This window comes from Arthrobacter sp. S2(2024) (assembly GCF_036662515.1).
Lineage (GTDB): Bacteria > Actinomycetota > Actinomycetes > Actinomycetales > Micrococcaceae > Arthrobacter.
Genome location: NZ_JAYKZI010000001.1, coordinates 759,147 through 772,093, shown reverse-complemented (window position 1 = coordinate 772,093; position 12,947 = coordinate 759,147). Strand labels below are relative to the sequence as shown.

The 12,947-nt window shown below is 63.2% G+C and carries 13 protein-coding genes and 1 tRNA gene; 5 read left to right on the top strand and 9 right to left on the bottom strand.

Features of this window, described 5'->3' with window-relative positions; translation table 11 throughout:
* Positions 1 to 24: 24 nt before the first annotated feature.
* Positions 25 to 1,068: an ABC transporter permease gene (locus tag VLA65_RS03565; RefSeq protein ID WP_332601814.1), complete on the bottom strand. Its 1,044-nt coding sequence runs from the start codon at positions 1,066 to 1,068 to the stop codon at positions 25 to 27.
* 173 nt (positions 1,069 to 1,241) lie between these two features.
* Here VLA65_RS03565 and VLA65_RS03560 point away from each other — a divergent pair, with 173 nt between their 5' ends.
* The gene (locus VLA65_RS03560; RefSeq protein WP_307055249.1) at positions 1,242 to 1,913 is read left to right on the top strand and encodes a GntR family transcriptional regulator; all 672 of its coding nucleotides are present in this window, start codon (positions 1,242 to 1,244) and stop codon (positions 1,911 to 1,913) included.
* A gap of 9 nt (positions 1,914 to 1,922) precedes the next feature.
* Here VLA65_RS03560 and VLA65_RS03555 read toward each other — a convergent pair whose 3' ends face one another.
* The 4 genes from VLA65_RS03555 to VLA65_RS03540 form a co-directional block, all read right to left on the bottom strand.
* On the bottom strand, positions 1,923 to 3,332 hold the full coding sequence (locus tag VLA65_RS03555) for a DUF4032 domain-containing protein (protein ID WP_307055248.1): 1,410 nt from the start codon (positions 3,330 to 3,332) through the stop codon (positions 1,923 to 1,925).
* A gap of 89 nt (positions 3,333 to 3,421) precedes the next feature.
* The gene (locus tag VLA65_RS03550; protein WP_059388327.1) at positions 3,422 to 4,504 is read right to left on the bottom strand and encodes an ABC transporter ATP-binding protein; all 1,083 of its coding nucleotides are present in this window, start codon (positions 4,502 to 4,504) and stop codon (positions 3,422 to 3,424) included.
* 194 nt (positions 4,505 to 4,698) lie between these two features.
* Positions 4,699 to 5,523, bottom strand: a complete 825-nt coding sequence (gene otsB, locus VLA65_RS03545; protein WP_307055246.1) for a trehalose-phosphatase — start codon at positions 5,521 to 5,523, stop codon at positions 4,699 to 4,701.
* On the bottom strand, positions 5,513 to 7,003 hold the full coding sequence (locus tag VLA65_RS03540; RefSeq protein ID WP_306963940.1) for an alpha,alpha-trehalose-phosphate synthase (UDP-forming): 1,491 nt from the start codon (positions 7,001 to 7,003) through the stop codon (positions 5,513 to 5,515). The genes otsB and VLA65_RS03540 overlap by 11 nt, the downstream gene beginning before the upstream one ends.
* A gap of 180 nt (positions 7,004 to 7,183) precedes the next feature.
* Between VLA65_RS03540 and VLA65_RS03535 the strand changes: the two genes are divergently transcribed.
* Both VLA65_RS03535 and VLA65_RS03530 read left to right on the top strand, forming a co-directional pair.
* Positions 7,184 to 8,062, top strand: coding sequence for a DsbA family protein (locus VLA65_RS03535; RefSeq protein ID WP_332601813.1), 879 nt, complete (start codon positions 7,184 to 7,186; stop codon positions 8,060 to 8,062).
* 150 nt (positions 8,063 to 8,212) lie between these two features.
* Positions 8,213 to 8,286, top strand: a tRNA-Thr gene (locus VLA65_RS03530).
* Positions 8,287 to 8,526: 240 nt separating this feature from the next.
* Here VLA65_RS03530 and VLA65_RS03525 read toward each other — a convergent pair.
* The gene (locus VLA65_RS03525) at positions 8,527 to 8,793 is read right to left on the bottom strand and encodes a PfkB family carbohydrate kinase (protein ID WP_306963907.1); all 267 of its coding nucleotides are present in this window, start codon (positions 8,791 to 8,793) and stop codon (positions 8,527 to 8,529) included.
* A gap of 9 nt (positions 8,794 to 8,802) precedes the next feature.
* Between VLA65_RS03525 and VLA65_RS03520 the strand changes: the two genes are divergently transcribed.
* Both VLA65_RS03520 and VLA65_RS03515 read left to right on the top strand, forming a co-directional pair.
* Positions 8,803 to 9,006, top strand: a complete 204-nt coding sequence (locus VLA65_RS03520) for a substrate-binding domain-containing protein (protein WP_284989403.1) — start codon at positions 8,803 to 8,805, stop codon at positions 9,004 to 9,006.
* 110 nt (positions 9,007 to 9,116) lie between these two features.
* Positions 9,117 to 9,347, top strand: a complete 231-nt coding sequence (locus VLA65_RS03515) for a putative quinol monooxygenase (RefSeq protein WP_284989404.1) — start codon at positions 9,117 to 9,119, stop codon at positions 9,345 to 9,347.
* Positions 9,348 to 9,437: 90 nt separating this feature from the next.
* On the opposite strand, the gene VLA65_RS03510 is transcribed toward VLA65_RS03515, so the two are convergent.
* From VLA65_RS03510 to VLA65_RS03500, 3 genes are read right to left on the bottom strand one after another with little or no spacing between them, the layout of a single operon-like run.
* A complete protein-coding gene (locus tag VLA65_RS03510) occupies positions 9,438 to 10,130 on the bottom strand; it encodes a GntR family transcriptional regulator (RefSeq protein ID WP_284989405.1) in 693 nt (230 codons plus the stop codon).
* A gap of 39 nt (positions 10,131 to 10,169) precedes the next feature.
* Positions 10,170 to 11,624: an NAD-dependent succinate-semialdehyde dehydrogenase gene (locus VLA65_RS03505; RefSeq protein ID WP_332601812.1), complete on the bottom strand. Its 1,455-nt coding sequence runs from the start codon at positions 11,622 to 11,624 to the stop codon at positions 10,170 to 10,172.
* Between the two features lie 26 nt (positions 11,625 to 11,650).
* A complete protein-coding gene (locus VLA65_RS03500; RefSeq protein WP_284989407.1) occupies positions 11,651 to 12,904 on the bottom strand; it encodes an aspartate aminotransferase family protein in 1,254 nt (417 codons plus the stop codon).
* Positions 12,905 to 12,947: the final 43 nt, after the last annotated feature.

Sequence of the window (12,947 nt, the reverse complement as noted above, 5' to 3'; positions counted from 1 at the left end):
GGGTGGAACGGATTTGAAGGGGGATTAGTGGCGGGATGCCTTGGGGTCCAGGGCATCCCGCACGGCGTCGCCGAGCAGGTTGAACGCCAGGACCGTGACGATGAGCATGGCGCCGGGGACTGCCAGGAACCAGGGGTCGCTGAGGTACCAGTTGCCGGATTGGGCGGCGTTGAGCATCTGGCCCCACGACGGCGTGGGGTCCTTGACGCCGACGCCGAGGAAGGACAGTGCCGCTTCTGCAGAGATGTTCGTGGGGATGAGCATGGTGGCGTAGACCAGTACGACTCCCATGACGTTGGGAATGATCTGCCGGAACAACACGCTCAGGTGCGAGGCGCCGAAGGACCGCGCGGCCTCGACGAACTCGCGCTCGCGGAGGCTCAGTACTTGGCCGCGGACAATACGGGCGAGGTATGCCCAGCCGAAGAAGCCCAGGATGATGACGAGCGAAGCCATGGGCAGGAAGCTGCCCTGGCCCAGCGCGGTGTCCCGCAGCCGTGACTGCAGGATGGGGGTCAGTGAAAGGACCAGCAGGAGGTGCGGAAAAGCGAGGAAGAGATCCATGATCCGGCTGATGATGGCGTCCGTTTTGCCGCCGAAGTAGCCCGCGGCCGCACCGATCACGGTTCCCAGGACCACCGAGACCGCAGTGGACAGCAGGGCAATGGTGAGGGATACCTGGCCACCATAGGCGAGGCGGGCAAACAGGTCACGGCCCAGTCCGGGTTCCACGCCCAGCCAATGGCTGGCCGAAGGGTACATGTATCCGGGGAGCGGCAAACCGGGAGTCTGGAGGTCGTCCAGGACATCGGGGCTGGTGTTGGACGTGAAGGGATCGTTGCCGGACATGGCACTGAGCAGCGGGCCGAGGATGGCGAACAACATGATGGCCACCACCACGCAGAGGCTCAACAGGGCAATCTTGCTCCGGCGGATCCGCAGCCAGGCCGTCGCCAGGAGCGACCGCGCCTCGGCGGTGGGTCTGCTTGGGGACGTGCTGGGGGATGGACTCTCAGCCGTAGCTTCGGCGGTGGACTGTAGCTGGGTCAACGGGGGTGCTCGATTCATGATCCAAGGAGTAGGCTCCGGACTTTTTGTATACCAAAAATAGACTAGAGCAGGTTCGATGGGATGTAAATCACAAATATTGCACTATCTGGAATACCAAACAGCTCTGTTTCCTCCCGTGTATGCTCGGGTGGAACGTAAGACGACGGGGAAGGGAAGGGTGGCCGACGCCGATGCCCGAAACGCTGACTGGCCGCGACGACGAAGCCCGGGCCGAACAGGTCTACCAGCTGGTCCTTGAGGGAATCGTGGCGGGGAGATACGAACAGGGCGCGCGGCTGCGTGAACGGGAGCTCTCCGAGCTCTACAACGTTTCACGAATCCCCGTGCGGGAGGCCATCCAACGCCTCGAGCAGGATGGCTTCGTGGAAACCTTCCCCCGCCGGGGCGCCGTGGTGCGGCAATTGACGCTCACCGACGTCAATGAACTCTTCGACGTGCGGCTGTGCCTGGAAACGTTCGCCGCCCGCATGGCGGCCTCCCGGGTCGCCGCGGGCGAACCGGGAGGCCGTTTGCAGGAACTCCTCGACGACACGAGGCAAGCGATCGACGACGACCGGACCGACGACGTCGTGCGCCTCAGTGCCGCGTTCCACGCCGAAATCGTGCGGCTGTCCGGCAACCGGCTGCTCATCGAGTCGGTCAAGCCGTTGTTCGGCCGCATGCGCTGGATCTTCGGGCTCGCCCACAACCGCAGCAACGAACTCCAGCGCGATGAGCACATGGAACTGTGCAACGCCATCCTCGGCGGCAAGGCCGAGCTCGCCTACACCCTGGCGTACTCCCATATCGAGCTCGGGCGTGAACCCGTGCTCAAGGGACTCGCGGAGACGCTGGAGCCCTAAACCCCTGCGTTAGTCGTCGGAATCCGGGTATTCGTCCTCGTCGTACCGGGATTCCTCGGTTTCGGCTTCCAGGATCTTGAGCATCGCCGTGTCCGGATTGAGCATGATGGCAGCCTCGTCACGCCGGTGGCGCAGGATGGTGTCCAGATAAGACTGCACGGCTTCCGCCAAGGGGATGTGGCTGTCCTGCTTCTGGCTCATGTACCAGCGGTGTTCGAGGACTTCGTGGACCACTTCTGCCGGCTCAAGCTTGCCTGCGAGGTCGCGCGGGATGGAACGGACGATCGGCTCGAAGATCTGGCTGACCCAGGTGTGGGCACTGATTTCTTCGTCCATGTCCGGGTTGTTGTCCGCCCGGAATGAATCCATGTCATTGAGCAGCCGGCGGGCCTGGTTCTCCTGGGCATCCAGGCCAGTGAGGCGGAGCAGCCGCCGCTGGTGGTGGCCGGCGTCGACCACCTTGGGCTGAAGCTGGATGGTGGATCCGTCCGCGGTGGTCTTGATGGCGTATTCCTCGACGTCGAAGCCGAGTTCGTTGAGGCGGCGGATGCGCGCGCCCACGCGCCAGCGTTCGCCGAGCTCGAACGATTCCTTTTCGGTGAGTTCGGCCCATAGCCGCCGGTACGAGTCCATGATGAGCTCCGACGTCGCTACCGGGTCCACCTTCTCCTCGATCAGCCCGCCTTCGAGCAAGTCCATGAGTTCCCCGGCGATGTTGACGCGGGCGATCTCCAGATCGTACTCGCGCTGGCCCACCGACAGATCCGGGTACAGCTCGCCGGTCTCGGCGTCCACCAAGTACGCGGCGAACGCCCCGGCGTCGCGTCGGAACAAGGTGTTGGAGAGGGAAACGTCGCCCCAATAAAAGCCGATCAGGTGCAGGCGCACCAGCAGCAGCGCTTGGGCGTCGATAAGCCGTGTCAGGGTGTCCCGGCGAAGCATCTGTGAGAAGAGCGCACGGTACGGCATGGAGAACTTGAGGTGCCGGGTGACCAGCACCGGGTTCAGTGGCTTGCCGTCAACGGTGGTGCGGCCGGTGATGACCGCGACCGGCTCGACGCAAGGCACATCCATCCGTGCCAGCTTGCGGAGCATGTGGTATTCGTGCCGGGCAACGTGCTCGGACGTTTCCTTGATGGCGATGACGGAGCCGGCCAGGTGCGCAAAACGCACGATGTGCCGGGAGATGCCGCGGGGCAGGGCGGCCAGGTTCGCCGCGGGCCAGTCTTCGAGTGCGATGTGCCAGGGGAGGTCCAGGAGCTCGGGATCCGCCGCCGCTGCGGTGATGTTGAGGGATCCGATGACACTTGCCGGCGGTGCCGCGTCATTGGCGCTCGCAGCCTCGGTGCGCGGGAGTTTGCCGATCTGCGCGTAGTCGGTGGGTTCGTCATGCCACTTGGCACCGCTTTGCTCGGTCATGGGTCAATTCTTCCGTATGGAGGCTGTTGTTAACGACGACGGCGGCCCGTCCACTCGGAAGGGCCGCCGTCGGTAATGCGGTGTGGGTGTCAGTCGCCCAGGCGCAGGCCCGACTTGGTGTCGAACAAGTGCACGTGGCCCGACTGCGGACGGACGAAGATGGACTCGCCCTTCATCGGGGGACGGCGGCCGTCGACGCGGGCCACGATGTCGTGGCTCTTGCCGTCAAGCGTGGTGTGGCCGTAGACGTAGGCATCGGCGCCGAGCTCTTCGACGACGTCGACCTCAACTTCGAGGCCCTCGCCGGCGCCAACGGTCTCGAGGTCTTCCGGACGGGAACCGAGCGTGACGGTCTTGCCGTGTGCCTCTTCGAGGACATCGTGCGGTACCGGGTAAACCGTGCCACCGAACTGGACGCCGCCGTCGACGACCGGCAGTTCCAGCAGGTTCATGGCTGGGGAACCGATGAAGCCGGCCACGAAGACGTTCTTCGGGCGGTCGTACAGGTTGCGCGGGGTGTCCACCTGCTGCAGCAGTCCGTCCTTGAGGACGGCAACGCGGTCACCCATGGTCATGGCCTCGACCTGGTCGTGGGTCACGTAGACGGTGGTGACGCCGAGTCGGCGGGTCAGGGATGCGATCTGCGTGCGGGTCTGCACGCGGAGCTTGGCGTCCAAGTTGGAAAGCGGCTCATCCATGAGGAAGACCTGCGGGTTACGGACGATTGCGCGGCCCATGGCAACACGCTGACGCTGGCCACCGGAGAGGGCCTTCGGCTTGCGGTCCAGGTACTGCTCAAGGTCAAGAAGCTTGGCTGCTTCGCGGACACGCTCGGCACGCTCTTCCTTGGAAACGCCGGCGATCTTGAGTGCGAAGCCCATGTTGTCCGCAACGGTCATGTGCGGGTACAGAGCGTAGTTCTGGAAGACCATTGCGATGTCGCGGTCTTTCGGCGGGACGTCCGTGACGTCGCGGTCGCCGATCAGAATGCGGCCGGAGTTCACATCCTCGAGGCCTGCGAGCATGCGCAGGGAGGTGGACTTACCGCAACCGGAGGGTCCAACGAGGACCAGGAATTCGCCATCGGCGATGTCGATGTTGAGCTTATCGACGGCGGGCTTATCTGTGCCCGGGTACAGACGCGTAGCGTTATCAAAAGTAACTGTTGCCACAGTTATCAATCCCTTCACCGGCAGGTACGTGCCGGACGATCCGTTGTGAATGGTTCATGTTTATTCAGTTGGACTCCCCGCCCTGGGCTGGGCCCGGGCAAGGGAGACTGAGTGACGCCGCACGGTAGTTGTGCGCCACATCACAACCAAGAGTATGGCAGCAGCCCGGGTTATTCGCCTAAATGTTACGAACGTCACATGTGAGATGAGTCTCCCGAGACCTCGCGGCGACGTTCGCGAAGGACCGCTTCCAGGAGCTCGGCGACGTGGACAGGGGCCTCGACGCGGAACTCGGCCTGGGTGAAATCCAGCCCGACTTTCACCCCGACATCCCCGGCGCCGAGTCTGGCGATCGCGTCCTCGTCCGTCACATCGTCGCCCGCGAAAAGGATCCCGGTAGCAGAGGTTGCCTGGCGCAGGAACTCGACCGCCTCGCCCTTGGAGGAATGCACCACCGAGGTCTCGAGGACACGTTTGCCGTTCTTGAGGAAGACTCCCGGGCGACCTTCAAGGACTGCGCGCGCAGCGGCGACGGCGTCCTCCGCTACGTCATCGTCGGCTCGGCGCGTATGGAGTACGACGCCGGCAGGCTTGTCTTCGAGGACTGTCCCCGGAGCTTCCTGCGAGATTCCGGCCAAGACCTCGCGGACTTCGGCAAGGAGCTCCCGTTGGGCGTCGTCCAGTTGGAGTTCCGCCGAACCGGGGCCCATCCAGGCCTCCGCGCCATGGCTGCCGATCAGCAGCGTTGCCTCGGGAGGGGAGGCGACCGCCCGCAGGCTGGCCAGTGCCCGCCCGGAGATGAGCGCCGTCGTCGTCCTCGGGAGTTTGGCGAGTTCAGCGAAAGCAGTGGCTGAGCGCTGGAGCGGCCGCGCGGCGTCGGCGTGGTCCACGATCGGGGAGATGGTGCCGTCAAAGTCCATCGCCACCAAAAGGTGGTCGGTTCGCGCGATCCTGCGGACGGCGTCGAGCAGTTCGGGCGTCAGGCTCAGCGGGGGAGTGGCTGCTGTCTCAGGAGTCATCGCGCACCACGGTTTCTGCCAGGGCCGAGAGGAATTCGGCCGACCAATGATCGACGTCGTGGTCGAGGATTTGCTTGCGCATGGACTTCATTCGGCGGCGTGATTCATTCGGGGGCAGGTTCACGGCCCTCATGATGGTGTTCTTCAGTCCGTCGATGTCGTGCGGATTCATGAGGAGGGCTTGCTTGAGTTGATCGGCCGCGCCGGTGAATTCACTGAGGACCAAGGCGCCCGTGTTGTTGGTCCGGGCTGTGACATATTCCTTGGCCACGAGGTTCATGCCGTCACGCAATGCCGTCACCAGCATGACGTCGGCCGCGAGGTACAGCGCGACCATTTCCTCGACCGGGTAGCTGTGGTGGAGGTAGCGGACGGCGGTGTTCTGCATGGTGTCGAAGCTGCCGTTGATGTGGCCTACGGTGCCTTCAATCTCTTCCCGCAGGAGCCGGTACTGCCGCACGCGCTCGCGGCTGGGGCTCGCAACCTGGATCAGTGTGGCGTCCTCCACCGTGAGCCGTCCCTCTTTGAGGAGTTCCTCAAAGGCCTTCAGGCGGTGGGGGATGCCCTTGGTGTAGTCGAGGCGGTCCACGCCCAGGAGGATGGTTTTGGGGTTACCGAGGTCCTGGCGGATCTGCCGGGAACGTTCGATGATGTCCGGGCGCTCCGCGAGCTCGCTGATTTGATCCACGGCGATGGAGATCGGGAATGCCTGTGCGCGGGCAATATGGGTGATCTGCCCATCCGCTCCCTTGACGTGGACTTGCTGCTGCTTGACGCTTGCACCAATAAAGCGGCGTGCCGAGCGCATGAAGTTTGCCGCGTCGCTGGGGCGCTGGAAACCCACCAGGTCGGCGCCGAGCAGGCCTTCGATGATGGCCTGGCGCCATGGCAACTGGGCGAAGATCTCCGGCGGCGGGAACGGGATGTGGTTGAAGAAGCCGATGCGCAGGTCCGGGCGCGCCCGGCGGAGCATGCTCGGCACGAGCTGGAGTTGGTAATCCTGCACCCACACGGTGGCTCCGTGGTCTGCGTGCTGGACGACGGCGTCGGCGAAGCGCTGGTTGACCCGGCGGTAGCTGTCCCACCAGGTGCGGTGGAACTCGGGCGGGGCAATGACGTCGTGGTAAAGCGGCCAGAGAGTGGCGTTGGAGAACCCTTCGTAATAGAGCTCAACATCGCGCGTGCTGAGTTCCACGGGAATCAGGTCCATGCCGCCGTGGCTGAAGGGTTCCAACGCTTCGTCCGGCGCGCCGTGCCAGCCCACCCACGCGCCGTCGGTCTTGGTCATCATCGGCGCGAGGGCAGTCACCAGGCCGCCCGGAGAGCGGCGCCAGCCTTCCTCGCCGTTTTCCGCGTCATCGCTGGTGTAACGGTCTACCGGAAGGCGGTTGGAGACCACCATGAAATCGTGTTTCCGGGCCCTTGGAGCCTGATTGCCTTCGGGTGCGCTGTCGGTTTTTTCGCTTGCCGTTTGTTGCATTGCTGCCCCCTGGGGTTGCCTGTGACTCATCTCCCACCCTACCGGCGGGAATCATCGAGGACACTTGCTCGTTCCTCAGACTGGAGTCGAAGACCCCAGCAAAGCTGCCGGTCTTCTCCCGTAAACTGGCACCGTTGCCCTAGCTAAAAACCAACGCCGTCGATAAATCACGAGGAACTGATGAGCCCCGCAAACGAACCACGCCTGTCCAAGGCAGAGCGCACCGCCCAGGCCCGCGAAAAGGCCCGCGAGATCCGCGAAGCTCAGCTGAAGAAGGACAAGCGCAATAAGTTGCTCATCGGATGGGGCATTGTGGTTGCCGTTGTGGCGATCCTCGCCGTCATTGCCCTCGTGTTCACCCAGAACATTGTGAACAACGCCCCGATCGCCGATCAGGGCCCGACGCCGGCCAACGCCAACGCGCACGGCGGCGTGACGCTGCGGAAGGGCACGGATGTGGCGAAGGTGGCCGCCGGTACCGTCAGCCTGGCGTCCCTGCCGTCCGCCCCGGCCACCCCGCCCGCCACGGTGACCGCTCCCGGCGCCGAGGCTGAAGCCGGCAAGCCCGTCAAGGTTGTGGCGTACATCGACTTCATCTGCCCCATCTGCAAGAACTTCGAGAGCACGTACAGCCAGCAGCTGACCCAGTTGCGGGACGACGGCAAGATCACCCTGGAGTACCGTCCGTTCGGCTTCCTGGACGCCAGCTCCAGCACCAACTACTCCTCCCGCGCCGCCAACGCCGCAGCGTGCGTGGCGAACACGTCGCCGGACAAGTACTCGGCACTCGTGGATCTGCTGTACGCACAGCAGCCCGCCGAGGGCAGCGCAGGCATTTCCGACAACGACCTCAAGAAGTTGGCCACCCAAGCGGGATCGGCCAACATCGACTCTTGCATCGACAACAAGACGTACCGGCCGTTCGTCAAGGTGGTCACGCAGGAGGCCAAGAACATCGGGATCTCCGGCACGCCCACGGTCTTCATCGACGGCCAGCAGTGGGACAACAAGTCGGACTTCATGACCGTCCTGAATGCGGCTATCGCAGCAAAGAAGTAGTTCCCTTGGCCTAGGCCTCCCGTCCGCTGGAATTTCCGTGGGCGGGAGGTCGTGGGCTAACCTTATCTAGCGCTCGCGCGCACCAGCTCCGGTTCGCCGGGGTACCAGTCCCGGTCCGCCGGGGCAACCAGCTCCGGCTTGCCGGGGCGCGCCTCCTTAGCTCAGTTGGCCAGAGCACCGCTCTTGTAAAGCGGGGGTCGTCGGTTCGAATCCGACAGGGGGCTCCGATCAGCTTCGGTGCGAGTGCCCGCACGCGCTCGTGCTGCAGGTCATGACCTCGACCCGTCCGGGATCCCGTCGCCATCGGCGTCGCACAAGGACGCATCAGCCGTGCCTGCCCAGGATCTCCGGGTACAGAGGTGCTCAGGCAGTTTGGGCTACGGGCGCGGAGGGATCACCGGATCGCCGCTGGGTGAGTTCCACGTCGAGCTCCTCCCCGGTGGGCGGGTTGGCGCCGGGACGACTCAGGTAATCGCTGCCGCCATTGAGGCGCTTCGGCCTATCGTTTCGAGCACGGACGGGGCGAGGCCTTCGCCGGTGCGGTTCAGGAGCCCGTGGATCAGTGCGGACATGTAGGAGTCGCCGGCGCCGATGGTATCGGCCACTTGTGTTGCGACTGCGGGGATGCTCAGTTGCGTGGCGGCGGTGGAGAGCAGGGAGCCGGAAGAACCCGAGGTGATGACGGCCAGTTCGGCGCCATGAGGGCACTGAAGGAATCGGGCGCGAGCCACAAAGTGGCCTTGGTCGGTTTCGACGACTTCGCCCTCGCGGACATGATGGATCAGGGCATCACGGTGATCGCGCAGAACCCCGATCGCATCGGAAAACTCGCCGCCGAAAGGCTCCTGGCCAGGATCGACGGCGACCAAAGCCAGCCCAGCACCTGGGTTGTCCCCTCGGAGCTGATCGTGCGCGGCTCGGGCGAACTCCTGCCGTCGGACTGATTGCCGGATCAGACAAAACAACAACCACAAACCGAAGAGAGTCGACATGACCAAAACGTTGTACGCAAGAATTCACTGTCAAGCCCGGCTGTGAAGCCAGGGTCGCGGAAATGATGCGCGAGCTCACCGAACACGTCCGCGCCGAGCCGGGAAACGTGGTCTTCTGGCCCTACACCAGGGAATCCCGGCCCAACGAGTACTTCGTCTTCGAGGTCTACTGCGACCAGGCCGCTTTCGAGGAGCACATCGGCGCCCCCTACGGACGCAAATTCAACGAAGAACTCGCGAGCCTCATCGAGGGCGACGGCTCGGAACTGACCTGGCTCCAGGCGAGTCAGTAGCGCCGGCACAGTCCACGGAGCCTGCGTCCTGCTCATACGGGCCCGGTTGACTTTGAACCGGGCCCGTAGTGCGTGTGGAATTAGCAAGATTTAGGCTGTAGCGCCACTTGGCTGCCGTGTCGATGTGAGGTCCTCGACTGCTTTCTGCATGTGTCGCTTGATGGCTTGTTGAAGTCCGCTCTGGTCGCGCGCCTCAAGAAGGTCCAGGATGTCTTGGTGTTCCTGTACGAGCACGTCTATGCGGGGATATGCGACTTCCAGGCTGAGGATACACATACGGGACTCCGCGGCGAGTGTCTCGTAAATCCGGATCAGCCGAGTATTCCCCGTGCCTGAAACGAAAGCGGTGTGGAATTGCATGTCGAGCCTGGCGATCGCCTGCCAGTCCGACGCCGCAACCTGCTTTGCCATGTTCTTGATGATGCCTTTGAGCTCTCGGCAGGTATCCATGATCTGGTCGGGACCAGAGTCGAGGAGAGTGTTGGCGGCGGCCAGCTCCACTGCCTCGCGTACGGCGTAGATCTCTTTGATGTCTTCGTTTGAAAGCTCCAGCACGAAAACGCCGCGGTTACGCTTGCTGACCAGGATGCCTTCCTGGCACAGGCGTTGCAGAGCTTCCCTGAGTGGCCCCCTTGACGTGTTGAGCTGGCTAGCCAGGGCAGATTCGTTCACCTGCTGACCAGGCTTGAAAGCCCCTTGGACGATGAGCTCTCGGAGTTGGTCAGCGATCAGCTGCGCCGTGGGCCGGCCCTCCAATACGAACATTCCCTCCGGTGCCGCCATTGACATCCCCTCATTTCATACTTCGCCAAATTGAATCTATTAGACCGCTATCGCGGTGTACTTGTATTCCAGGAATTCTTCGATACCGATCTTTCCGCCTTCACGTCCCAAGCCCGACTGCTTGACGCCTCCGAATGGAGCGGCGGGATTTGACACTATGCCGGTGTTGAGGCCGACCATTCCGACCTCCAGTTCCGCTGAGAACCGCATGGCCTTGTCCATGCTTTCGGTGAACACGTAGCCCACCAGGCCCCATGCGGTGTCGTTGGCCATGCGCAGTACTTCGTCCTCACTGTCGAAGGGAGTGATGGCTGCTACCGGTCCGAATATCTCCGTAGTCATCAGCTCGGATTCCAGCGCCACATCCGTCAGGACAGTGGGGAAGTAGAAGTAGCCGGGACCTTCCGGGCGGCTTCCGCCAGTCAGCACCCGTGCACCCTTGGAAACAGCGTCGGCAACAAGAGACTCCACTTTGTCCAACCCGGCTTGTTCGATGAGCGGACCCACTTCCGTGCCTGCCAAAGCGCCGTTGCCCACCTGCAATTCTGACATCTTTTTGGAGAACTTCTCGCCAAACTCCTCCGCGACGGAGCGATGGACAAAGAAGCGGTTTGCGGCCGTGCAGGCTTCGCCCATGTTTCGCATCTTTGCCTTCATGGCCCCATCCACGGCCTTCTCGATGTCGGCATCGGCGAGCACGATGAACGGTGCGTTCCCGCCGAGTTCCATGGAAGAGCGCATGACGTTGTCAGCGGCTTGCCGCAAGAGGATTTTGCCCACCTCGGTGGAGCCGGTGAAGCTGATCTTGCGGGCGATGCCGCTGTCCGTCCAGGTCCGTACCACGCCGGAAGCGCTCGACGTCGTCACGACGTTCAGCACGCCGTCGGGAAGTCCGGCTTCCTTGAAGATGGCAACCAAAGCCAAGGAGGTCAACGGCGTCAGCTCGGCCGGCTTGAACACCATGGTGCACCCCGCGGCGACTGCGGGGGCGATCTTGCGCGCTCCCATGGCGAGCGGGAAGTTCCAAGGCGTGACCAATACCGACGGACCGACTGGTTCCTTGGTGATGAGGATGCGCGTATTTCCGTCCACGGAGGTGGTGCTGTCGCCGCCGATCCTTACGGCCTCTTCCGAGAACCAGCGAAGGAACTCGGCGCCATAGGCTACTTCGCCCTTTGCCTCGGCGAGGGGCTTTCCCATTTCGGCGGTCATGATCGCCGCGAGCCGGTCGGTGTTGGCAACGACCAGATCGAAGGCGCGTCGCAGGATATCGGCCCGTTGACGCGGCGTGGACTTGCTCCACTCGGCTTGCGCGCGACCTGCGGCCTCGATGGCCAAGGCGGCGTCTTCAGGACCGCCGTCGGCGACGTGGGCAATGACTTCGTTCGTGGCGGGATTCTCTACCGGGAAGGTGGCGCCGTCAGTGGCGCTTTGCCATTTTCCGTCAATGAACAAATCCGTTTGGAGAGTGGTGGGATCAAATGAGGGGTTCATATTCGCTCTTTCAGTGATCAGGGGAACTAGGAAGTGGCCGACTTGAGCGCCTGCGTGAACTTGGACAGGCCTGCCTGGATTTCATCGCTGCTGACGTTCAGCGCGGGGATGAGACGAATGACGTTGCCATGCGGGCCGCAGGTGAGCAGCAGGAGCTCTTCCTTGATGGCAGCCTGCTGGACCGCGAGTGCGGTTGCCGCGTCTGGAGTGTTGCCTTCGGCGGTGAATTCGACACCCTGCATGAGGCCGCGTCCGCGCACGTTGCCGATTCCCGGGAATTCTGCCTGCAGCGCGTCCAGCCCTGCCCTCAGTTCGTCGCCTCGCAGCAAGGCATTTTCCACCAAGTTTTCCCGCTGAATGACACCCAAGGTGGCGACACTGGCTGCTGCTGCGACGGCGTTTCCACCGTAGGTACCACCTTGGGAACCAGGCCAGGCCTTGCCCATCAAATCCGCCGACGCGGCAATTGCCGAAATCGGGAAGCCGCTTGCGAGGCCCTTTGCGGTGATGACCACGTCGGGCCGTATCCCGGCCCAGTCGTGCCCCCAGAACTTGCCCGTCCGGCCGACGCCGGCCTGGACTTCATCGAGGATGAGCACGATGCCGTGCCGGTCTGCCCGTTCCCGAAGTCCTTGGAGGAAGGCAACAGGCGTGGGGATGTATCCGCCGTCACCGAGGACGGGTTCGATGATGAAGCCAGCCGTGTCAGCCGGGGTGCTGATAGTCAGAAGGAGGTGGTCCAGTTCCTTCAGGGCAAACTCGACAGCCGTGGCTTCATCCCATCCGTACCGGTACCAATGCGGGAAGGGAGCTACGTGCACGCCGCCCATCAGGGGGGAGAATCCTGAGCGGAACTTGGTTCCGGCGGTGGTCAGGGACGCCGCAGCCACCGTCCGCCCGTGAAAGCCTCCCTGGAAGGAGATGATGTTGGGGCGGCCGGTTGCCATGCGGGCCAAACGGATGGATGCTTCCACGGCTTCTGATCCGGAAGTCGCGTAGAAGACACTGTCCAATCCTTCGGGCAGGACGCTGCTAAGGAGTTCCGTCAATTCCAGAAGGGGCTTGTGCATCACAGTCGTGTACTGGGCGTGGACAATCTTGCCCACCTGATCGCGGGCTGCGGCCACCACATCAGGGTGGCAATGGCCAGTGCTGGTGACACCAATTCCCGTGGTGAAATCGAGGTACTTCTTGCCGTCGGTCGCGTGGATCCAGCTCCCGAGTGCGTAGTCGACGACTACGGGAGTTGCCTGCTTGAGGATAGGGCTAAGTGCTGCCATGGCTTCATACCTTCCTAGTAACTGTAGATTGTCAACAATACGC